Here is a 22,961-nt window from a genome sequence, read left to right as displayed (position 1 = left end):
GGGTCTGCGCACCATGACTGCGCCCGCTGCGATGAGTTGGGCAGCCTATCTGGGTTACCTCAATCTTGATGGAAGCTGGCTGGCTTTTATGGGCTACCGCTTCACGCCATGGATTCTCTCCGTACTGGCTTTAGGCGAATTCGTGACCGATCAGTTACCTGCCACGCCCAGCCGCAAAGTTCCTATCCAGTTTGGGGCTCGCCTAGTCAGTGGTGCGCTATCGGGAGCCATGATCGGAGTCCATGGTGGCACACTTTTAGGTGGGTTAATGGCGGGCATTGTCGGTGCGGTTATGGGCACGTTAGGTGGTGCAGCGGTTCGTTCTCGGCTTGCTGCTGCTTTGGGCCGTGACCTCCCGGCGGGGCTGATCGAGGATGCTATTGCCATCATCGGTGCAATTTCAGTAGTGGGGATATTGTGATGAGTCAGTCCTTTGATGCTCTGATTATTGGTGCCGGTCAAGCGGGCCCACCGCTAGCTGGACGGCTGACTGCGGCAGGCATGAGGGTCGCGCTGATTGAGAGACATTTGTTTGGCGGCACCTGTGTCAACACAGGCTGTACACCCACGAAAACCCTGGTCGCGAGTGCCTATGCTGCTCATCTGGCTCGCCGCGCCGCCGACTATGGTGTGACCATTGCAGGGGCGATCGCGGTTGATATGAAGCGCGTGAAGGCTCGGGCTGAGGCTGTTGCGGCAAACTCTCGGCATAGTGTTGAGGCTTGGCTGCGTAATATGGAACGTTTGACGGTGTTTCGGGGGCAGGCTCGCTTTGAGGATGCAAATACCTTGCGGGTCGGTGATGAATTCCTCACGGCACCGCAAATTTTTATCAATGTTGGGGGACGGGCGCGGGTGCCTGAGATGCCTGGTTTGTCAAAGGTTGATTATTTGACCAATACCTCGATGCTGGCGCTGGATTGTCTCCCCCGCCATTTGGTGGTGGTGGGAGGTAGCTACATCGGGCTGGAGTTTGCCCAGATTTACCGCCGCTTTGGGTCTGCGGTCACGGTAGTTGAAAAAAGCCCGCGCCTCGTTGCTCATGAGGATGAGGATGTCTCTACCACCATCCGGGATATTCTGGAAGCCGAAGGTGTGCAGATTCGCACGAGGGCTGAGTGCATTGCCTTTGCGCCGCACCCTGAAGGAGTGGCTGTGCAGGTTGACTGTGCCGAGGGGGAACCAGACGTGATTGGTAGCCATGTTTTGCTTGCGGTCGGACGCCAGCCTAACACCGATGATCTTGGACTCGATCGCGCTGGGGTTACAACTGATACCCACGGCTATATCATGGTCGATGATCAGCTCCGCACGAATGTGCCGGGTATTTGGGCCTTGGGCGACTGCAACGGTCGGGGTGCATTCACCCATACGGCGTACAATGATTTTGAGATCGTCGCTGCTAATCTGCTTGACGGCGCGGCAAAACGGGTGAGCGATCGCATCTCCGGTTATGCCCTCTATATCGATCCTCCCCTAGGGCGCGTTGGGATGACAGAGGCGCAGGCGCGAGCTTCCGGTCGCCCCCTGCTTATGGGCACAAGACCGATGACACGAGTTGGGCGTGCGATCGAGAAGGGTGAGACTCAGGGCTTTATAAAAATTGTGGTTGATGCCGAGACCCAACGCATTCTCGGTGCGGCAATTCTCGGTACAGGTGGCGATGAGGCTATTCACGGATTGCTCGATATGATGAATGCCGACCAGCCCTATAGTACACTCCAAGGGGCTGTACCCATTCATCCCACCGTCTCTGAACTGATTCCGACAGTTTTGGGGGAAATGCAGTCGCTGCCGCCGCTTGTGATACCAATTCTCTAAAATTAGGCTACAGATGGAATCTACGGAACCATTACTAGATCTAGATTTTTTAATTGCGTTAGCGTTAGCTCTCCCGCAGGGAGCATTGCGAATTGGTATTAGACGGGGATTTATCATCCTTGTTGGGACAGTTTTTTATCGATTTATCGAAGTATCCAAGCTCATCGAACTCACGTTAAAATATCGAAAAATCATCCACACACTCATGAGTGCGATCGCCAAGCTAATTGAAAAAATACCCCGATAACCTACGGCATTAGCAACTACACCACTGATTGCCGCAGCACCGAGACTAGCAAAAATACTAACTGAACTCTGAAGAGTATAATCTGTTCCAGGAGTTTCTGGACTGCTATTGTCCATCATTAATGTAGAGGTAGCAGTACTCATCATCCCTATACTAAATAGTGGACTGATGGCAACTAAGTAGATAACAGGTAGGCTGGTAAAACCGAATGCCGGAAACAAATAGGTTAGTATAGTCGTTGCCCACAATAGGCTAAATAAAAATAGCGATCGCTTTTTTCCCCAAGCTGAAATCAACAAACCGCCAACAATTCCACCAATCGCCGCAGCACTTGTACCAACAACTCCCTGTAACCAGCCAATATCTGATAAAGACAGCCCTATATCTACTAGTAGAGGACGATACATAGTAGCAGCCATGTGACTACTTGATGAATATAGTACTAAGATCAGTAACCAGTTCATCATCCCTGGGTGACGGCAAAAGTTGATAAAAGTCTGAAAATAAGAAACAGGCAACTTCACTTTAGATTGAAATGTTAAATCTTCAGATTGCCAATTAACTGAGATTTGCTTTTTCTGAACATTTTCCCGGTACCACAAGATAGGAACTAACGCTAAAACCATAATCAAAGCTAAGGTTTGTAAACTAGCAGTCCATCCCCAGTAATTGAACAAAATCAGCATCCCTCCACCACTGATGACTGAACCAAGAGAGTTACCCACAATTTGCACTGCATTCCCCACACCTCTCTCGTGAGGATTGAGTAAACCTATAGCTAAAGCATCAGTAGCTATATCTTGGCTGGCAGAAAATAAACTGATTAAAGTTATACAAATTAGTAAGATGGTAAAGTTATTTTCCACACTCAACCAAGCACAAATAGCCGTCATGGCGGCAATCAAGAGTTGAAAGCAGATAATCCAAAAACGATAATGCCCCCAGCGCGTAAATCCATAACGGTCAATTAAAGGAGACCATAAAAAGTTAAGTGATATCGGAAGCGCAAGTAATTGCAACAATCCAATTGTTTCTAAAGAAACTCCTTTTTGACGCATGAACAAAGGTAGGGTTTGGTAGAGAAACCAAAAGGGCATGAACTGTGATATATAGAGACTGCCAAGTAAGCCAAATTTCTTTAAGCTATTAACGCTAATCACAAAAGTCAAAGTCCTGCTAATTTTTGTTGGAGGAACAGAGCAATTAAAACTGTACCGAAATCGAACCAATCACACTAAAAGGTTCACCGGGATAAATACCACTAGTTCTGCTAAAAGGTACACCACTGATGTAGTCAATATCAAAAATGTTCTTAAAATTGAGGGCAAAACGCCAATTGTCTCGGCGATAGAAAATAGCTGCATTCGTCAGAAAATGACTATCTAACTTAAAGCTGTTTTCTAGGTCTCCTTCCCGTTCTCCAACATAGTTGAATCCCACGCCAAAACCTAAACCTTGTAAACTACCACGTTGGATTTCATAGGTTGTCCATAAACTCGCACTATGTCTAGGAACTCCAGGAAGTCTATTACCAATAGGAATAGTATTATCTGCTGTAACCTCTGCATCTGTGTAGGCGTAGGCAGCAATAATATTCCATCCAGGCAGAATTTGCCCGCTAATATCAAATTCAAAACCTTGGCTACGTTGTTCACCCGTAGCAATGGAAATACCTAATCCTGGAAAAGTTGGGTCTGTGGTCGCAACGTTTTGTTTGGTAATATTAAAGTAAGATGCAGTTGCAGAAAGTTTGCCTTCTAATAGTTCAGTTTTAATGCCAACTTCGTAACCTTCGCCCTGTTCTGGTTTTAGAGGATTACCGTTAGCATCAAAGCTATCAATATTGGGATTAAATGATTGGGAATAGCTCGCGTAAACAGACACTTGTTTCGATGGTTGGTAAACAATTCCCACACGGGGAGTCCAAGCGTCATTGAATTGGCTAGTATCACCCCCTGGATAGAACAGGGATGGTCGGTTTGTGATGTCTTGCTTTACGGTTTCATAACGTATTCCAGCTACTAATTTGAGATTTTCAAAGAAAGCAATCTCATCTTGTAAATAAATACCTAATCTATCTGTAACTGATTCCCTATCTAAGAGCAAAATATCTAAACCAGTCCGAGGTGTAGCACCATAAACAGGATTGAAGATATTCAATTGTGATGGAGTGAAGAAATTAGATTCAGCAAAACTACTTGAGTTAGTCCGATTTAAATCCAGACCAAATAATAGAGTATGCTTGATTCCTCCTGTGGCAAATTTACCAACTACGCTTGACTGTAATGAATAATCATCAGAATAAAAATCATCGAGAGCATAAACACGATTGACAATACCTGTGGTTTCATCAAAGCTCGTGGGAATCGTCAATTTATCGGTGTAAACCCGACTTGTGGCATAGCGAAATCCGTTGCGTAATGTCCATTTATCATTAAAACGATGCTCTAAGGAGTATGCAGTACTAATAAATGTCCGGTCAATATAGTCATCTGGTTCATTAATGATGCGATCGCGCGGAACATCGATGACGCGATCGCCTGAAGCTACCAAACCAGCGTCATATGGTCGTCTCCGGTTAGAATACTGCGCTTCTACGGTTAAATCTGTATTTTCACCCAGTTTCCAAGTCAAAACAGGGGCAATGAAAAATTGTTCAAAGTTTTGCTCAAAGCCTCGAAAACTTTCACTATTCAGATAGGATAAATTCAGTCGATATCGCTGGCTTTTATCCTCATTTAAAGGTCCAGACAGGTCAATGCGTGGTCGAATCAAACCATAGTTGCCAAACTGGATTTCTGCTTCGTAAAAAGGTTTTGCCAGAGGTTTTTTGGTGACAGCATTAATGATTCCACCTGGTTGAATCTCTCCATATAAGATAGAAGCTGGACCTTTCAAGACTTCGATACGTTCTAAGTTCGCTGTTTCTGGAACCTCTGCAAAAGCATATTGTCTAAAACCATCTATCAATATCGGTGCATCATCAAATCCCCGAATCGTATATCTCGCTTCTGAGGACGTGTCAAAACCACCAGCAATTACATTACTGACGTTAGCTAGTGCTTCATCAAATTTGATAACTTGTTGATCTGTAATTACCTTTTGCGGAATCACCTGAACCGACTGCGGAATATCTCGTATAGGTGTGTCAGTTCTTGTACCAGTAGTTGCATTGAGTGGGTTATAGCCATCATCGCGATCGCCTGTCACCACTAGTTCTATTGGCTCATTATTCTCTGATGGTGGTTGGGGTGTTGCTTCTGCTTCTGGTTGCGGTGCTGGTACTGATGCTTCTGGTTGCGGTGCTGATGCATTTGCCGTTAAGCCAAAAATCAAACCCTCATCACTATCAAACAATTCAACTTGCGGTAAACTTCCTTCTCCCTTAACTGTCACCAAGATAGTATTAGCATTTTGGTTAGTCACCGTAATCTCTGCAATTCCTGCTGCTGGCTTCTCCTGGCGAAATGTGTCACCACTAGATAGACGCAGTTGAGCATTGCTAATCTCTGCAATAAATGTATTACCTTCACTCTTCGGCTGAACTTGTAATTGCTCACCTAAAGGAGTCTGTAAAATTATCTCTATGCCTTTACTTGTGGAATTGATTTGTACTTTGGTAATCGTTACCGTCTGCGATGGATTGGCTTGACTGAGTACAGATGGTCGCTTTAGTTGGGAAATATGCCTTCTCTCCCGCAGTTTGGCGTGCTGATTGATATCCTCTCCTTGGGCAGGATGTAGCATCAACATCACAACTGAGACTGTGAACAACAAGCTCTGCACGAATTGCTCTGGTTTCATTATTCTCCTCATCATCCATCGTGTTATGCAATTTTGATTAATGACATCAATGGCTTAAATAACTGAAAGTAATTTCTATTTATTTTGTAAACCAAAGGACTTAGTTACAAAAAACTATTACAAATTTCACATTATATCTACTGAGAATCTATGTCAACTCTAAACTAAAGTAAATATGTTAAGTTGTTTTAAGCTAAGTATACAAAATGCAAAAAATGAAACTTTTTATACTTATTGTTTGTGCGCTTAATTTGGGATTTCCTGCACTAAAAGACTTATATTCTTTTAGTGTTGGTTAAATAAAATACTCTGAATGTTGTTGTACTGATAAGAGTTAAGCTACAGAAAAACCTGACTATAAAACAATAACCTAAAACAAATGATAAGTAAACGCAATAGTATTACTCTCATCGATATATTTGTTCTATCTAAAAGTACTTGCTAAATGCAAGCTATTCCTATTAGATAGTTTGTAGACCAATTGAAAAATACTTGCAATATACTTGAATCAAACCTGTAGTCTTCTCGATATCAGGCGATACCAGAGCTTACTCCCATTGAGATAAGGCAAAAAGTATTTTGACTTGAATTAGAGTCAAATCCCCTTTTGGTAAAGCTTCCCGGTCTGCATCCCAGTTCCCAAGGTGTAATATGTGTCAATCAATGGACATTTCTCCAGTTGAGTCTGGCTACCAGCATAATGACAGTGTGATGGGTATCCTGAAATTAATACTTCTTAATCTCGGTATTCCAGAAGAATTGATTAGGGAAAATACCTTGCTGCACAAGGATTTACAACTTGATTCTGTAGAGGTAGTAGAGATAGCCTTGGGATTGAAACGCACGCTGGGGGTGAATGTGAAGCTAGAGTCTCGGCAAGACATGACATTATCTCAAGTCTGCAATACAGTTCAAGAGGCGATCGCCCAAAATATCACCAACCATGTTAAACCAACAGATTAAAGGGTTGGGTTTAGATATTACTCCCATTTATAGAATTGCCAGACTCGTTGATAGATATGACAGTGAAACCTTAAATTTGTTATTCACTGCTAAAGAAATACATTACTGCCAATCGGCAACCAACTACCATCAATATTATGCAATCTGTTTTGCCACAAAAGAAGCTGTAGGAAAAGCTCTAGGTACTGGATTAGTCAGTATTGATTGGAATGAAATTGAAACTGAAATCACACCTTATAACTTAATTATTCATCTGTACGGTAAAGCAAGGCATCAGGCAAAAAAACGTCATATTCAACAATGGTTAGCTAACTGGTGCTACTGGGATCAACACATATTAGTGCAAGTTCTGGGGATGTAAGAGAGCAAGGGTAAGAAGAATTAATGACAAATGACGAAATATTGAACATAGCAGCTTACTTTATAGAAGGTAACTTGAAGCTGGGAAGAAGCGAGAAAATAGCCTTTTATTATCAAAATCAAACATATACTTATGGACAAGTTAACAACTTTGTGCGGCGTAGTGCCAGATTACTCGCCAATCTTGGACTAGAACAAGAAAACCGTATAGCTATTTTATTGCCCGATTCTCCAGAGTTTGTTTTTACCTTTTGGGGTGCAATTTGGTTAGGAGCAATACCAGTTCCTATTAATACTACTTGTAGTCTGAATGAGATTCAATATATTCTGCAAGATTCTCGCGCCCAACTCTTATTAACTACCCAAGAGTGGCAAGAAAAACTCGCTCCTATTCAATCAAAATATTTACGTCATGTACTCTTTAAAGATGCTTATCTTTCTCTGCTAACTCAACAAGATGAATTACTACCTTGCGCAGAAACATCACCCGATGAACCAGCTTTCTGGCTCTATACATCCGGTAGTACAGGCAATCCTAAAGGCGTGATTCACCTGCATCAAAGTATGGTGGTGTGTGCAGAAAGATATGGTAAAGCAACTCTAGGTTTGCGCCAGGATGATATTACTTATTCGGTGGCTAAAATGCCTTTTGCCTATGGCTTGGGTAATACCTTATATATGCCAATGGCGGTAGGCGCAGCTAGTGTGTTATCTGATGCCAGTAATGCTTTCGACATAATTGCAGATATTCAGCGTTATCGACCGACAATTTTATTTGGTATACCCAGTGTTTATGCAGGTATTTTGGCTCTCGCGGAAATTGCACCTTTGGATGTTTCTTCCTTAAGACTGTGTGCATCTGCGGCGGAACAACTACCTAAAAGTATTTGGTATCAATGGCTAGAGACATACAAGCATGAAATTTGTGAAGGAATTGGTACAACTGAGTTTTTACATATATTTCTCTCTAATCAAATAGGAAAGTGTAAACCAGGAAGTTCTGGTCGTCCCATTCCTGGTTATGATGCGCAAATTCTGGGTGACGATGGTGTACCTTGTTCTCCTGGTGAAATTGGCAATCTCCAAGTCAGAGGAGAAAGCCTGATGTGGGGTTATTGGAAGCGGTTACAACAAACTCGTAAAGCGATTTATGGCGACACCATGCGGACTGGAGATAAATATTTGCGGGATGCTGATGGTTATTTTTACTTTATGGGACGCAATGATGATTTATTTAAAGTCAATGGACAGTGGATATCGCCAATGGAAATTGAGGATATATTACATCAACATCCCCAAATTCTAGAGGTTGCTGTTGTCCCTGAGTCTAATAATGCAGAACATTTAACGCAGATTGTGGCTTATGTTACTCTCAAGTCGGGGCAAATGGGTACACCACAAATAGAAATGGATATTCGGAAATTTACTAAAGAACTATTGCCACATTTTAAGGCTCCTAAAAAAGTTTACTTTGTAGAAAAATTACCGCGCACTGCTACCGGAAAAATTCACCGCAGATTATTAAGTAATAATTCCAGTTTACTTGCTGGTACAAGTTTGTAAATAATTTCCCAACAGAGGAATGATGATGGTATTAGAGTTTCAGACAGCAATCAAATACAAGCGTAAATTTATTTCTGGTCGGAGGAATCATCTTGTAGCTTTGCAAAATTTCCTAAAGGCTGGAATCTTTGATAATTATGTTCTGTATGAGGGTAAGAATGAAATCAGGATTGCTGGTAATGAATTAGCGAAAGTATCAGTTTCACGAGATTTAGTTTCTGTGAAAGGTGTAGGTAAATCTTTCTCAGAACCAGCAACTGAGCCATTTAAGCAAGTCGAGAAAATGTTGGCGAAATTGCCGATTGAAGATTGGACAGCTTATGGCTACGTTGCTTTTGATATGGCTCGATTTTATTCAGATTATGCTAAATCCATCGAGCAAGACAGCCTGTATTTTCTAATTCCAGAAATTGAACTGATATTCACTGATGAAGGGGTGTGTATCAAAAGTACAAAATCTCTTGAACAAGTTGAAGAAATTTTACTTTTAGATGCTCAATTGCCAGATTATCAAGCTGCTGATTTGAGATTAGATTTTAGCGATCGCACAAATTATCAGCAAAAGATTAGCGAGTTAATCACAGCCATTCAAAAGGACGAATTACAGAAAGCAATTATTTCTCGCTCTGTGAAAATTCCTGGTAATTTAGATGTATTGGGAACCTATATAGTTGGAGCCAAAGTTAATAATGCCGCGCGTTCCTACTGTTTGAATATCGGAGATGTCCGGGCAGTTGGCTTTAGTCCAGAAACTTTAATTGAAGTTTATGACGATGGTTTTATTGTGACTAATCCTCTAGCTGGAACCAGACCGAGAAGCGAAAATCAAACAGAAGATATACAACTCACACACGAACTATTTATTGATGCCAAAGAAGTCAAAGAACACGCTCTTTCTATTTGGTTAGCCCAAAGTGAAATTGCTTCTCTGTGTTTAGCAGGTAGTATTCAAGTGTTCAACTTCATGGAAGTGAAAAAATATCGTTGTGTGCAGCATTTATCATCGAGAGTCGGCGGACAACTACAACCAGGAAAAACCCTGTGGGATGCTTTGAAAGTTTTGTTTCCAGGGATTACCGTTTCGGGAATTGATAAACAACAAGCACTCAAATGGATTGACCGTTTAGAAGACGAACCCAGAGGAATTTATGCGGGGGGTATCGGCTGGCTAAATAGTAGTGGTACAGGAGATTTAGCGATCGCAATTCGTTCTGTTTATCAGTACGGTAATCATATCTACTTAAATGCTGGTGCTGGGATTGTTGCCGAATCTGTACCAGAAAAAGAGTATATCGAGTCCGTCAACAAGATGAATACTATGCTGACGAATGTAGTATTGGAGTCTGAAGCCACATGAACGCAATACTGACTGTACCTGATACTCCTTATATCATCGGTTATGGCATAGAAATAGTAGCGACTGCTGATATCAAAACCCTCATAGAAAAATCCCAGGAAAATTTTGCTATGCAGTATTTTAGAGCCAGTGAACGGAGTATTATGCCTGGGGTTCAACAGCTTGCGGGTCGTTTTTGTGCCAAAAAAGCAATTCTCAAAGCCTTGGGGATGGAATTAAATCAACAGATTTCTTGGCTGGATATAGAAGTGCAGCGACTACTCACAGGTGAACCATCAGTATTATTGCATGGTCAATATCGGGAACTAGCTAACTGTTTAGGGGTTGCTAAGTGGTTGGTGAGCATTACTCATGTAGCTGATTATGCCGCAGCGAGTGCGATCGCTCTCAATACTATTTGAGGTTTTTAAACGCAGAGGAACGCTGAGTTAGGCGCAGAGGAACGCAAAGTATTTAGAATTATCATGAATGATGCAATCGGTATTCGCTCACTTGCTGTTAGTTTTGGTAGCATTATCCGTTCAAATGAGTATTGGCTAGAGAAGTTTCCGGAGTTAATTCCACAGGAAAAGCCAAGAAGGGTAAGGCTATCTGTGTCTAGCGAATCCTCTTCTACTCCTAATGTTCTAGATATTTGGTCACAAGCTGTCGCGCCATATTTAGCAGATCCATTTCGGGGTAATGTTGAACGTCGGGTAGTTGATATTGATGAATCTTCGCTGACTCTGGAATATCGGGCGGCTAAAGATGCACTAGTAGCTGCACGACTCTCTCCCCAAGAGGTGGATTTGATGATTGTGGCTTCTCTATTTCCGGAACAGGTGGGACATGGTAATGCTGTTTACTTGGCTCAGAAATTAGGATTGCACTGTCCGGCTTGGAATTTAGAGTCAACTTGTTCTAGTGCTTTGGTAGCTTTGCAAAATGCCCATGCACTTATTCAAACGGGAGCATATCGCAATGCTTTGGTTGTTGTCTCCCATATAGGTTCTCAAACAGTAGAGGAAACTGATAGCCTCTCTTGGTCTATGGGTGATGCTGCTGGAGCCTTTATAGTAGATAGGCTGAAACCACATCAAGGAATCTTAGCTAGTAAAATTGTCAGCACGGCTGCAACTAGTGGGGCTTATGTGCATGAATTGGTAACAGATGCTCAAGGACAGCCTCAAATCAGGACTCGTACAGGTGAGAATGTTAGTACACTCGCGGAAACCTCTGTAGATTTTGTGCGTACTTGTTGCGAAGGTGCGACGGCGGCGGCTGGATTAACTTTGGCTGACATAGATTTCTTTGTGTTCAACACGCCTACTGCTTGGTATGCCGATGTTTGTACGCAAGCATTAGGGATAAACGCAGCAAAAACTATCAATTTGTATTCACGATATGCCAATATTGGCCCGGTAATGGCGATCGCTAATTTATATCATGCTGCCTATGAGGGTAAAATTAGCGAAAATAGCTTGGTTTTAGTTTATACGAAAGGTGCATCAGCTACGGCTGCGGCAACTATCATGCGCTGGGGTGATGTCGCACTTGGTTCTGTTCCTACGCCTCCTCTGGGGCTGATTCAAGAGGAAAAAAAAATTCATCTCGCAGAAATACAAAAAAGCAGTATTTCCAGAGAGAAACTTTTGACTGTTTCTGTGCAACAACAACGGCAAATGCTAGAAACCTATTTGTTGGAATGGTTGAGTCATTCTTTACAGATTCCTGTATTGCAAATTAATCCAGAGCAACCATTGGCTCTATTGCTGGACTCATTGATAGGTTTCTTATTCAAAACTCAAATCGAAAATGACTTGAAAGTGCAAGTATCTATAGAGAAATTATTTGGTGAAAATAATCTCAATCATTTAATTGAACTGTTGCTCAATCAGTTAGCTGTAATTCAACTTTTCACATCCAACTCAACAGTAATTTATAACAGCGAAGAAAGAGAAAAATTGACTCTTTAATATTTAACTCTCAACCCTTACTTTCTCCGCGCCTCTGCGTCTCTGCGTGAAAAAATTTAAAACATAAATCCCTATGAATATACATTCACTTTTAACCGATCTGTCCCATCGAGGTGTAAAACTATCTGCTAATGGCAACTCTCTAGATATTGATGCACCAAAGGGAGTCATTACCCCAGAACTACGCGATTCATTAGCGAAGCATAAAGCCGAATTACTAACATTACTCCAACAAAACGGCACAAGTACCACCTCTTTACCCAAAATTGAGCCAGCACCAGAGTGGCGTTATGAGCCTTTTCCTCTGACTGATATGCAGTACGCTTTTTGGGTAGGACGCAGTGGCGTACTAGATTTGGGAAATGTAGCTAATCATGGTTATTACGAAATTGAATGTAAATATCTACACATAGAAAAACTGAATCTGGCGCTGCAAAAAGTCATAGAGCGTCACGATATGCTAAGGGCAATAGTCTTACCGAACGGACAGCAGCAAGTTTTAAAGCAAGTACCCTTTTATACGCTAGAAGTTTTAGATTTAAGAGGCAAAACAGAAGACATTGCCAATGCAGAATTAGATACAGTGCGTCAGCGAATGTCTCATCAAGTCATACCGAGTGATCGCTGGCCTTTATTTGAGTTTAGAGTCACACGTTTGGCAGAAGAGAGTTTTCGGTTACACGTGAGTTTTGACTTGCAAATATTTGACGCTTGGAGTCTGTTCCGCCTATTTGATGAATGGTTTCAACTTTATCAGCATCCAGAGGAACCATTACCACCCTTAGAAATTTCCTTCCGCGATTATGTTTTAGCAGAACAAAGCTTACAAGAGACAGAATTATATAAGCGATCGCAAGCCTATTGGTTTAATCGTCTAGACGAGTTACCACCAGCCCCAGATTTACCACTGGCTAAAAATCCCAAACAAATCAAACACCACCAAAACAAGCGTTATGAAGGGCGGTTAGAACCAACACAATGGCAGCAGTTAAAGCAACGTGCGGCAAATGCTGGGTTAACTCCCTCTGGGGTTTTACTGGCTGCTTTTGCGGAAATATTGACGCTTTGGAGTAAAAGCCCGCAATTTACCTTAAATTTAGCCTTATTTAATCGCCTACCGTTACATCCCCAAGTTAACGATATTTTAGGGGACTTTACCTCTGTCACACTGTTAGCTGTAGATAATTCTCAGCCTGAAGCATTTAGAGAGCGATCGCGCCGTCTGCAACAACAACTATTGCAAGATTTAGAACATCGCTACATCAGTGGTGTGCGCGTCACACGAGAACTAGCCCGCAGACAAGGTACAGCACCCAGTGCTATGCCAATTGTCTTTACTAGCACCCTCGGCTTTAGTTCCCTGGGACAAGAAACCTTAACCTTTAGCCACTTTGGCGAGTTGGTTTACGGTATCAGTCAAGCGTCACAAGCTTGGATGGATATTCAAGTTTGGGAAGAAAAAGAGACTTTGACTTGTAACTGGGATGTGGTGGAAGAACTCTTCCCACAAGGCTTAATTAGCGATATGTTTGAGGCTTATTTTGGTTTACTCAAACAACTAGCTAATTCTGAATCAGCTTGGTTAGAAACTAATAAACAACTAATTCCGCCCCCACAATTAGCACAACGCCATAATATTAACGCCACAAGCGCACCCACTCCCGACGCAATGCTGCACACAATGTTTGCCCAGCAAGCACAGCAGCGCAAAACAGCACCAGCCGTCATTTCCTCTCAGCGCACCTTAACTTACCAAGAGTTATACACACTCTCTAACCAACTAGGTCATCAACTGCGGCAACTGGGAGCTATTCCTAACCAATTGATAGGCGTAGTCATGGATAAGGGCTGGGAGCAAATTGTTGCTGTTATGGGGATTTTAGCCTCCGGTGCGGCGTATGTGCCGATAGATCCAAACTTGCCACAACAACGCCGAGATTATCTGTTAGCAAATAGTGAAGTCAAAATTGTGCTGACTCAATCTTGGTTGGATGAGAAATTAGATTGGCTTTCAGGAATTCAACGTCTGTGCATAGATACGCAAGAACTGGAAAAAGAAAGTCACGAACTGCTACAACCAGCACAAACTCCTGATGATTTAGCCTATGTTATTTACACCTCTGGTTCTACAGGCTTACCCAAAGGGGTGATGATTAGTCATCGCAATGTTGTTAATGTCGTTGTCCACACTAACCAACGCTTCAATATTGGTTGTCAAGATAGAATTTTAGCGGTGACGGCGTTAAACCATGACTTGTCTGTATATGACATTTTTGGTTTGTTGTGTGCAGGTGGGGCAATTGTGATCCCTGATGCTTGTGGTGTGAAAGACCCAGCACACTGGGCTGAGTTGATGGTGCGGGAGAAAGTGACGCTGTGGAATTCCGTCCCCGCCATGATGCAGATGTTGGTGGAATATGCCGAGAGTCAATCTGTAGTTATCCCTGATAGCTTGCGTTTGGTAATTATGGGTGGTGATTGGTTACCGGTGTCTCTTCCTGACCGCCTGAGAACTTTAGTACCAGATGTCCAAATATTGAGTATTGGCGGCCCTACAGAAACCACGATTTGGAATATTGGTTATTTAATTACAGAGGTTGACCCAAATTGGCAAAGTATTCCCTATGGAACACCGATGGCTAATGCCAAATACTATATTTTCAATGAAGCCTTAGAAGATTGTCCCGTTTGGGTTCCTGGTCAAATGTATTGTGCTGGTGTGCAGGTGGCGCAAGGTTATTGGCGTGATGCCGAAAAAACGGCGGCTAAATTTATTACCCATCCCCGCACCCAAGAACGGATTTACTGCACAGGGGATCTTGGTCGTTATTTACCCGATGGGAACATTGAATTTTTAGGACGGGCAGATTTCCAGGTCAAAATCAGGGGTTATCGCATCGAATTAGGTGAGATTGAAGCCGCTATCAAACAGCATCCAGGGGTAAAAGAGGCGATCGCCATCACAGTTCCCAGTGTCGAACAATCTCATCAACAAATTATTGCCTGCATAGTGTCGAATCAACAGCAAGCAGAAACGCTATTTGAAACAGAAATGGCAGATAGTGGCGAAACACAACATTTATGGCAGAATTTGGTCGAAAAGGGAACAAGCATCGCCCAACAAAACTTAGATGCTGTGAAACCAGAAGTTTTTGCAGCTTTTTGGCAACAACATCTAGACCCGCTTTATACCTACGCTGTAAGCATTGCCTTTCATCAGTTTGGCGTTTATACCCAACTCCATGAGGCGTATTCTCTCGATGAATTGATGCAGCGAGGTCAGATTAAACCCCGCTATCGTCAATGGCTAAGTCGCGCTTTATCTTTCTTGGTCGGTTTGGGATGGTTACAAGTAGATGGTGACAAGTTTGTTAATACTCGACTTCTGCCTCATAGCTTCCCGACAGAATTGTTAGCCAAGATTTTATCAGAAGCCGCGCCCATTCTTGACTACAATCAAAATACAGTCGAATTGTTGGTGAATTCGGCCAAAAATCTGGCAGCGATTCTCACCGAAAATATTCACTCGGCTCAAATTATTGCTACAGATGAAATTCCGGCACTGTATCGCAAAGAATTTCAAGCGGGTAGTTTAGTCATTCGGGAAATTTTACATCACCTTGCCCAGTCTTGGCAGTCAAATACTAACCTGCGAATTTTAGAAATTGGCGCGGGAACTGGGGCTGTGACAAGGGAAGTATTACCAGTTTTACCACCGGAAAAAACTACATACGTTTATACCGACATATCACAGTATTTCCTACAGTTAGGACAGCAAGATTTTGGTCACTATCCTTTCTTAGAAACTGCTTTATTTAACCTAGAACAGTCGCCCCAAGAACAAGGCTATGAACTCCACAGTTTTGATGTGATTATTGCTGGTGGTGTAATTCATGCTACGCGCAATATCCAAGAATCTTTGGAGAATATGCGATCGCTCTTAGCCCCTAATGGTTTGTTGCTGTTTGTAGAACCAACAAAACTGCATCCCTTCTGGGAGCTATTTATGGGATTGCAACAAGGTTTTGACCGCTTTGAAGATACTTCATTACGCTCTCATCCTCTCTTGTCGCCCAAGCAATGGCAAGAAGTTTTACTAGCGCAAGGATTTACAGATTGCACAGTATTTAATCAACCAGGCTCGATTGCTGACTTTTTGGCTGTGTATACGTTTATGGCGCGGGGTTCTGCATCTGTACAGAAGTTTAAAAAGCAAGAAATCAAGAGCTTTTTACAGCAAAAATTGCCTGATTACATGATTCCTAGCGAATTTATTTTGCTAGATGCTCTACCACTGACAGCGAATGGTAAAGTCAATCGTCAAGCCTTACCGCAATTACAAAATCTGCGGACACAACTCAAAAGCAACTACGTCACACCGCAAACGGAAACTGAGCAAATCATCGCCAATATTTGGCAAGAGGTTTTGCGAGTTGAGAAAGTGGGAATTAACGATAACTTCTTTGAATTAGGGGGAGATTCTTTACAAGCAACGCAGGTTATTGCTCGAATGCGCGAGAAATTCCCAGTTAATTTACCTTTGCAGAATCTACTACAAGCACCAAATCTAACTAGCTTGGCGAAGTCAATTGACGAGATTCTGCAAACAACGCAAAAACTCCAAGCCCCGATTAATGAAGCATTAGATCATCGCGTGGAGGTGGAACTATGAAATTAATTGCAGAGTTTTTGTCTGAATTAAGTAATTTAGATATCAGGCTATGGTTAGATGGAGAACGCCTGCGCTGTAACGCCCCTAAAGATGTACTCACAGCCGAATTACAAGCCGAGATAGCTGCACGTAAAGCAGAAATCATCCAGTTTCTTAATCCTAGTTCTACTCAAGAAACAATCAAACCAGTTCCCCGCAATCAACATTTACCTTTGTCTTTTGGGCAACAAGGACTATGGTTTATCGACGAATTAGAAGGTGGTAGTACTGCTTACAATCAATTATTTGCGATTAAGTTGCAAGGTGTAGTCAAGGTAGCCATTCTTGAGCAAGCATTGACGGAAATAATTAGACGGCACGAAATTCTCCGCACTACATTTAAAACTATCAATGGGCAAGCATTTCAAGCAATAGCCACTGAAGCAACTTTCACACTGGCGGTAGAAACTTTAGAATGGCAAGAACTCCAGCAGTTTGCTGTGGCTCAATCCCAACGTCCTTTTAACTTGGCAGAGGGGCCATTACTGCGAGTTACTTTAGTGAAACTTGCGCCGACAGAATATGTATTATTGTTTGTTATTCATCATGCGATCGCTGATGCTTGGTCAAGTACAATTTTCATTCAAGAACTAGCAGCCATCTATGAGGCTTTCTCTCTCAGTAAGCCATCACCTTTGCCAGAATTACCCATCCAGTATGCGGATTTTGCTTATTGGCAGCATCACAAGTTGCAACAATTATTACCAGAACAACTCCGCTACTGGGAACAGAAACTTAGTGATACACCACCTGTATTACAATTACCCAGTCGCCCAAGATTAGCGGTGCAAAGTTTCCGGGGAGATATCATTACCTTAGAACTCAACCAAGACTTAACTACCAAGTTAAAACACCTCAGTCAGCAGTCAGGGGTAACTTTATTTATGACCCTGCTGGCAGCATTTAATACACTCCTATATCGATATACCAACCAAGATGATATTTGTGTCGGTACGACCATTGCTAATCGTCATAGCCGGGAATTAGAATCGCTAATTGGTTATTTTCTTAACACTTTGGTGATGCGTACCGACTTATCGGGGAATCCGACTTTTCGAGAGTTGTTACAGCGAGTGCAGAATGTCGCGTGGGAAGCATACAATCACCAAGATTTACCCTTCGATCAGTTGGTAGCAAAATTACAGCCAACGCGGGATTTATCTCACACACCATTGTTTCAGGTGATGTTTGTCCTCGAAAATGCACCCAAACAAGAGGTACAGCTTTCAGGACTCACCCTCAGCTTCTTGGAAATACCATTAACCTCAGCTAATTTTGATCTCAGCTTGGGAATGCGAGAAACGGAGCAAGGGTTATTGGCAAAGTTTGAGTACAATACAGACTTGTTTGATGCTGACACAATTGCCCGAATGGCAGGACATTTCCAGACTTTACTCTGGGGAATTGTGAATAATCAAGAGCAGCCAATTTCAGAATTACCCTTGTTGACTGAAGCAGAACGCCATCAGTTACTAGTAGAGTGGAACGATCCTCAGTCTGAGTATCCCCAAGATCAATGTATTCATCAACTATTTGAGGCTCAAGCAGAAAAAACACCTGAAGCTGTAGCAGTAGTTTTTGAGGATGTAGAGACCCGATATATCGCGTCTCTGACATATCGAGAATTAAACCAGCGAGCTAATCAACTGGCGCACTATTTGCAAACATTGGGTGTAGGAAAAGAAACACTCGTAGGGATTTGTGTAGAACGTTCCCTAGAAATGATTGTGGGATTATTGGGGATTCTTAAAGCTGGTGGTGCTTATGTGCCATTAGATCCTGGTTATCCGGTAGAGCGATTAAGTTTCATGCTTGCGGATTCTCAAGTCTCAGTGTTGTTAACTCAACAAAAGTTGCTAGAAAATCTGTCAACGTCGAAGACAAATTTAGTCTGCTTAGATAAAGACTGGCAAGAGATTTCACAATACAGTCAGGCAAACTTAGTAAATAATATTACACCTCAAAATTTATCCTATGTAATTTACACATCAGGTTCTATAGGTCAACCCAAGGGTGTGATGATTCAACACCAGTCTCTGGTAAGTTTTACAGAGACAATCAAGGATGAATATGAAATTACTCACAAAGAACGCATTCTGCAATTTGCCTCGATTAGTTTTGACGTTGCAGCAGAAGAAATCTATCCTTGTCTGACTAGCGGTGCAACTTTGGTACTACGCACAGATGAAATGTTAGCTTCTGTACCTGCGTTTTTGCAAAAGTGCCAAGATTGGAATCTAACAATATTAAATATACCGACAGCGTACTGGCAGCAATGGATGGCTGAATTAGCAAATACTGATTTGGCAATTCCTGATTCTCTGCGCTTGGTAATTATCGGTGGAGAACAAGCACATTCAGAAAAAGTAGCGATTTGGCAACAGAAAATAGGTGGCTTACAGCTAATCAATGCTTATGGGCCGACCGAAACAACCGTCACTGCAACTGTTTATAAAGTACCAGTTAATCCATCTCAATCTGTACCCATTGGAAAAGCGATCGCTAATGTTAAGACTTATGTGTTAAATCAACACTTCCAATTAGTCCCAGTTGGTGTGACTGGTGAACTATATATAGGTGGTACTAATTTAGCCAAAGGTTATTTAAATCACTCAGATTTAACTGAAGAAAAATTTATTTCCCATCCTTTTGAGAAGGCAGAACGCCTCTACAAAACTGGTGATTTAGCTCGTTATTTACCCGATGGCAATATTGAATTTATTGGCAGGATTGACGAGCAGGTAAAAATTCGCGGTTTCCGCATCGAAATCGGAGAAGTTGAGGCGGTACTCAGTCAACATCCCCAAGTGCAGCAAACAGCAGTAATTGTCCGCGAAGACCAACCAGGTAATAAAAGGTTAGTGGCTTATGTTGTGTCTAAACAGGAACAGGTTACTACTAATGAACTCCGCCGTTTTTTAAAAGAGAAATTACCCGATTTTATGGTTCCAGGTGCTTTTGTGAACCTGGAAACATTACCTCTCACCCCTAACGGTAAAATTAATCGCCGCGCTTTACCTGCGCCAGATACATCTAGTCTCACACAAGAAACAAACTTTGTCCCACCACGCAACAGTGTAGAATTACAACTAGCGCAAATTTGGTCAGAGGTTCTAGGTGTTCACCCAGTTGGTATCCGAGATAATTTCTTTGAGTTAGGCGGCGATTCAATTATTGCTATTCAAATTATTGCTAAAGCTAACCAAGCTAATTTAAAGTTAACAACTAAACAATTATTTCAGCATCAAACCATTGCTGATTTAGCAAATGCAGCAGTTTTAAAACCAGCAATCCAGATTGAACAAGGACTAGTTACAGGTGCAGTATCCTTAACAGCTATTCAGCATTGGTTTTCTGCACAGTCTTTAGTTGAACCGCACCACTGGAACCAGACGTTTGTGCTGGAAATGCCACAAGCTCTTGATATAGACTTATTAGAGCAGGCATTACAGCAGTTACTATTACATCACGATGCTTTGCGTTCGTGCTTTGAGAAAACAGACTTGGGTTGGCAGCAGGTTCTAGTTGATATTCATACACCTGTATCGTTGCAGCGTTTTGACTATTCAGAACTGACAAAGACAGAACAAGAACAAGCTTTTCAGACATCTGCGGCAGAATTACAAACTGGTCTTGACTTATCAGTGGGAACACTAACCAGATTTGCTGTGTACAATTTTGGCATACAGCAGCCACAACGCCTGCTACTCATCATCCATCATTTAGTTGTGGATACAGTGTCTTGGCGAGTTTTCCTAGAAGATTTGCAAACAGCCTATCAACAGTTAAACCAAGGCAAAAAAGTACAGTTACCAGCGAAAACGACTTCTTTTAAATCTTGGTCAGAACATCTGTATGAGTATGCCCAATCTGTTAACCTGCAAAAAGAGAGAGATTATTGGTTAACTCAGTGGCAAGAACAGAGATTAGCAGTGGATTTTGTTGATGGTGAGAATATTGTAGCGTCTGAGAAAAAGATTGCGATCGCTCTGAGTATAGAACAAACCCAAGCCTTACTCCAAGAAGTACCACAAACTTATAATACCCAAATCAATGATGTGTTACTCACCGCGTTGGTACAATCTTTTTCTCAATGGACAGGTACACGTTCTTTATTAGTAGCACTAGAAAGTCATGGACGAGAAGAAATTTCTGAGGATTTAGATTTATCGCGTACCGTCGGCTGGTTTACATCTATCTTCCCCGTACTTTTGGACTTAGGAAAAGCATCTCATCCTGGGGAAGAATTAAAAACAATTAAAGAGCAACTAAGAGCTATTCCTCATCGCGGAATTGGTTATGGTATTCTGCGTTATTTGACTCAAGATAATGGATTACAAAACTGTCCAGAACCGGAAGTAGTCTTCAATTATCTAGGACAATTTGACCAGACATTTTCTCACTCATCGCTATTTCGATTTGTGCAGAACTCAAGCGGATTAATGAGCAGTCCTCACAACAAAAGAAGTAGCTTACTAGAAATCAACGGCTTAGTAGTTAATAATCAACTGCAATTTGATTGGACATTTAGCGAAAATATCCATCGTTATTCCACTATCGAAAATTTAGCCCAAGTGTTTGTTAAAGCTTTAACAAACATTATTACTCATTGCCAATCTACTCAAGAAAAAAATTATACCCCTTCTGATTTTCCCGAACTAGATTTAAGTCAAAAAAGTCTAGATAAGTTCTTGGCAAAACTCAATCGCAAAGGTAAATCGCAAGTAAGATGAATACAGAAAATGTTCAAGATATTTACGAACTATCTCCCCTACAGCACGGTATTCTGTTTCACTGTGTCTATGGTTCGGAAGTGACACTTTATTTTTCGCAATTAGGCTTTACGTTTAAGGTACGAAATAGTTTAAATCTTGCTGCTTTTGAAAGTGCTTGGCAAAAAGTCTTAGCTCGACATACCATGTTACGTACCGGCTTCTATTGGGAAGATATCGACAAACCTCTACAAGTTGTATATCGCAATGTCAAATTCCCCATAAAGCAATATGATTGGCGAGGAATAGAAGCCACAGAACAGCAAAAACGTTTGGATGATTTTTTAGTCAAAGATAGAGAGCAAGGCTTTGATTTATCCCAAGCTCCTTTAATGCGAGTAACTTTAATTCGCTTTGATGACTATACTTACCAATTTATTTGGAGTTCACACATGATTATTGTTGACGGTTGGTCATCACCGTTAGTCATTAAAGAAGTTATTGAGTTATACACAGCCTATAGTCAAGGTCAAAATATCGACTTAGGGAAAGGTAGTGTTTTTCGAGAATATATCGCTTGGTTGCGGCGACAAGATTCATCACAGGCGGAAGAGTTTTGGCGACGGATACTGAAAGGATTAAAAGCACCTACGCCGCTAAAAAATTTGTATGTAGATAACTTATATAACCCAGAAGCACGATATGATGAACCACAAATAAAACTCTCAAAAGCAACCACAGCTAAATTACAATCTATCGCACGACAGCATCGTCTAACTATTAACGTTATTGCTCAAGCTGTTTGGGTTCTGCTTCTTAGCCGCTACACTTGTCAAACTGAAATTGTCTATGGTTGTACTGTTTCTGGTCGTCCCGTAGATTTAAAAGGTTCTGAGTCGATGGTAGGAATGTTAATTAATACCTTACCTGTGAGAGTTAAAGTAGACCCAAATCAGTATTTATTACCTTGGTTGCAACAATTTCAAGAGCAATTAGTAGAAATTAGGCAGTATGAATATACTTCACTCGTAGATATTCAACGTTGGAGCGAATTACGTCCAGGTGCGCCTTTATTTGATAGTATTTTTGTATTTGAAAATCAACCAGTAGATGATATTCTCCAAGCATCGCAAGAGCGAGAACAAAGTATAGAACTGAGTTTGAATCTTTACAAAACCAACTATGCTATTAACGTAGTTGGCTATCCTGGCTCACAGTTACGCATCGGCATTAGTTACGATTTTCGCAGTTTTGATAGTGCCACAATTAATGGCATACTCAGGCATTTTGAGATATTACTGGAAAATATTGCCACAAATCCCGAAGTGCAGTTGAAAGATTTATCTTTACTTACTGAGCAAGCACGACATATCAGCTTGATGTTGGAGAAAGAAGCAGCATTTAATTTTGATTTAGCTATGTGTAATTAAGTGTTTATTTAGTTCACGCAGAGGTGCAGAGTCGCAGA

13 protein-coding genes are annotated in these 22,961 nt (G+C 41.8%); 11 read left to right on the top strand and 2 right to left on the bottom strand.

What is annotated here, in order from left to right; genetic code table 11:
* Window positions 1-13: 13 nt before the first annotated feature.
* Together IJ00_RS10355 and IJ00_RS10350 are read left to right on the top strand one after the other, a co-directional pair.
* The gene (locus tag IJ00_RS10355; protein WP_201782685.1) at window positions 14-421 is read left to right on the top strand and encodes a hypothetical protein; all 408 of its coding nucleotides are present in this window, start codon (window positions 14-16) and stop codon (window positions 419-421) included.
* Window positions 421-1,821 (top strand): FAD-containing oxidoreductase, encoded by a 1,401-nt coding sequence (locus IJ00_RS10350; RefSeq protein ID WP_035152732.1) that lies wholly within the window; start codon window positions 421-423, stop codon window positions 1,819-1,821. The genes IJ00_RS10355 and IJ00_RS10350 overlap by 1 nt, the downstream gene beginning before the upstream one ends.
* 135 nt (window positions 1,822-1,956) lie before the next feature.
* Here IJ00_RS10350 and IJ00_RS10345 read toward each other — a convergent pair whose 3' ends face one another.
* Window positions 1,957-3,228 (bottom strand): MFS transporter, encoded by a 1,272-nt coding sequence (locus IJ00_RS10345; protein ID WP_256388858.1) that lies wholly within the window; start codon window positions 3,226-3,228, stop codon window positions 1,957-1,959.
* A gap of 43 nt (window positions 3,229-3,271) precedes the next feature.
* A complete protein-coding gene (locus IJ00_RS10340) occupies window positions 3,272-5,872 on the bottom strand; it encodes a TonB-dependent siderophore receptor (RefSeq protein ID WP_035152728.1) in 2,601 nt (866 codons plus the stop codon).
* Between the two features lie 651 nt (window positions 5,873-6,523).
* Here IJ00_RS10340 and IJ00_RS10335 point away from each other — a divergent pair.
* From IJ00_RS10335 to IJ00_RS10295, 9 genes are all read left to right on the top strand, one after another.
* Window positions 6,524-6,835 carry an acyl carrier protein gene (locus IJ00_RS10335; RefSeq protein WP_238178492.1) on the top strand — a complete coding sequence of 104 codons (312 nt, stop codon included), beginning with the start codon at window positions 6,524-6,526 and terminating at the stop codon, window positions 6,833-6,835.
* Complete coding sequence (locus IJ00_RS10330) at window positions 6,816-7,196, top strand: holo-ACP synthase (protein ID WP_035152726.1); 381 nt, start codon at window positions 6,816-6,818, stop codon at window positions 7,194-7,196. Before IJ00_RS10335 ends, IJ00_RS10330 begins: the two co-directional genes overlap by 20 nt.
* 23 nt (window positions 7,197-7,219) lie before the next feature.
* Window positions 7,220-8,758: a benzoate-CoA ligase family protein gene (locus IJ00_RS10325; RefSeq protein ID WP_035152725.1), complete on the top strand. Its 1,539-nt coding sequence runs from the start codon at window positions 7,220-7,222 to the stop codon at window positions 8,756-8,758.
* Between the two features lie 19 nt (window positions 8,759-8,777).
* Window positions 8,778-10,115 carry an anthranilate synthase component I family protein gene (locus IJ00_RS10320; RefSeq protein ID WP_238178491.1) on the top strand — a complete coding sequence of 446 codons (1,338 nt, stop codon included), beginning with the start codon at window positions 8,778-8,780 and terminating at the stop codon, window positions 10,113-10,115.
* A complete protein-coding gene (gene acpS / locus IJ00_RS10315) occupies window positions 10,112-10,516 on the top strand; it encodes a holo-ACP synthase (protein WP_046814791.1) in 405 nt (134 codons plus the stop codon). The genes IJ00_RS10320 and acpS overlap by 4 nt, the downstream gene beginning before the upstream one ends.
* 63 nt (window positions 10,517-10,579) lie before the next feature.
* Window positions 10,580-12,070 (top strand): 3-oxoacyl-[acyl-carrier-protein] synthase III C-terminal domain-containing protein, encoded by a 1,491-nt coding sequence (locus IJ00_RS10310; RefSeq protein WP_035152723.1) that lies wholly within the window; start codon window positions 10,580-10,582, stop codon window positions 12,068-12,070.
* 73 nt (window positions 12,071-12,143) lie between these two features.
* Window positions 12,144-16,742 (top strand): non-ribosomal peptide synthetase, encoded by a 4,599-nt coding sequence (locus tag IJ00_RS27720; protein ID WP_046814790.1) that lies wholly within the window; start codon window positions 12,144-12,146, stop codon window positions 16,740-16,742.
* Window positions 16,739-21,514 (top strand): non-ribosomal peptide synthetase, encoded by a 4,776-nt coding sequence (locus IJ00_RS10300; RefSeq protein ID WP_052754441.1) that lies wholly within the window; start codon window positions 16,739-16,741, stop codon window positions 21,512-21,514. Before IJ00_RS27720 ends, IJ00_RS10300 begins: the two co-directional genes overlap by 4 nt.
* The gene (locus IJ00_RS10295) at window positions 21,511-22,923 is read left to right on the top strand and encodes a condensation domain-containing protein (protein ID WP_035152722.1); all 1,413 of its coding nucleotides are present in this window, start codon (window positions 21,511-21,513) and stop codon (window positions 22,921-22,923) included. Before IJ00_RS10300 ends, IJ00_RS10295 begins: the two co-directional genes overlap by 4 nt.
* Window positions 22,924-22,961: the final 38 nt, after the last annotated feature.

This window comes from Calothrix sp. 336/3 (assembly GCF_000734895.2).
In the GTDB taxonomy this organism is placed as follows: domain Bacteria; phylum Cyanobacteriota; class Cyanobacteriia; order Cyanobacteriales; family Nostocaceae; genus 336-3.
The sequence above is the reverse complement of the archived record's forward strand: the minus strand, read 5'-3'. Positions and strand labels throughout refer to the sequence as shown.

Coding starts and splice junctions, on each gene's coding strand:
- IJ00_RS27720 (WP_046814790.1), top strand. CDS start 12,144: ATGAATATACATTCACTTTTAACCGATCTGTCCCATCGAGGTGTAAAA.
- IJ00_RS10340 (WP_035152728.1), bottom strand. CDS start 5,872: ATGAAACCAGAGCAATTCGTGCAGAGCTTGTTGTTCACAGTCTCAGTT.
- acpS (WP_046814791.1), top strand. CDS start 10,112: ATGAACGCAATACTGACTGTACCTGATACTCCTTATATCATCGGTTAT.
- IJ00_RS10335 (WP_238178492.1), top strand. CDS start 6,524: ATGTGTCAATCAATGGACATTTCTCCAGTTGAGTCTGGCTACCAGCAT.
- IJ00_RS10350 (WP_035152732.1), top strand. CDS start 421: ATGAGTCAGTCCTTTGATGCTCTGATTATTGGTGCCGGTCAAGCGGGC.
- IJ00_RS10330 (WP_035152726.1), top strand. CDS start 6,816: ATGTTAAACCAACAGATTAAAGGGTTGGGTTTAGATATTACTCCCATT.
- IJ00_RS10310 (WP_035152723.1), top strand. CDS start 10,580: ATGAATGATGCAATCGGTATTCGCTCACTTGCTGTTAGTTTTGGTAGC.
- IJ00_RS10295 (WP_035152722.1), top strand. CDS start 21,511: ATGAATACAGAAAATGTTCAAGATATTTACGAACTATCTCCCCTACAG.
- IJ00_RS10355 (WP_201782685.1), top strand. CDS start 14: ATGACTGCGCCCGCTGCGATGAGTTGGGCAGCCTATCTGGGTTACCTC.
- IJ00_RS10300 (WP_052754441.1), top strand. CDS start 16,739: ATGAAATTAATTGCAGAGTTTTTGTCTGAATTAAGTAATTTAGATATC.
- IJ00_RS10325 (WP_035152725.1), top strand. CDS start 7,220: ATGACAAATGACGAAATATTGAACATAGCAGCTTACTTTATAGAAGGT.
- IJ00_RS10320 (WP_238178491.1), top strand. CDS start 8,778: ATGATGATGGTATTAGAGTTTCAGACAGCAATCAAATACAAGCGTAAA.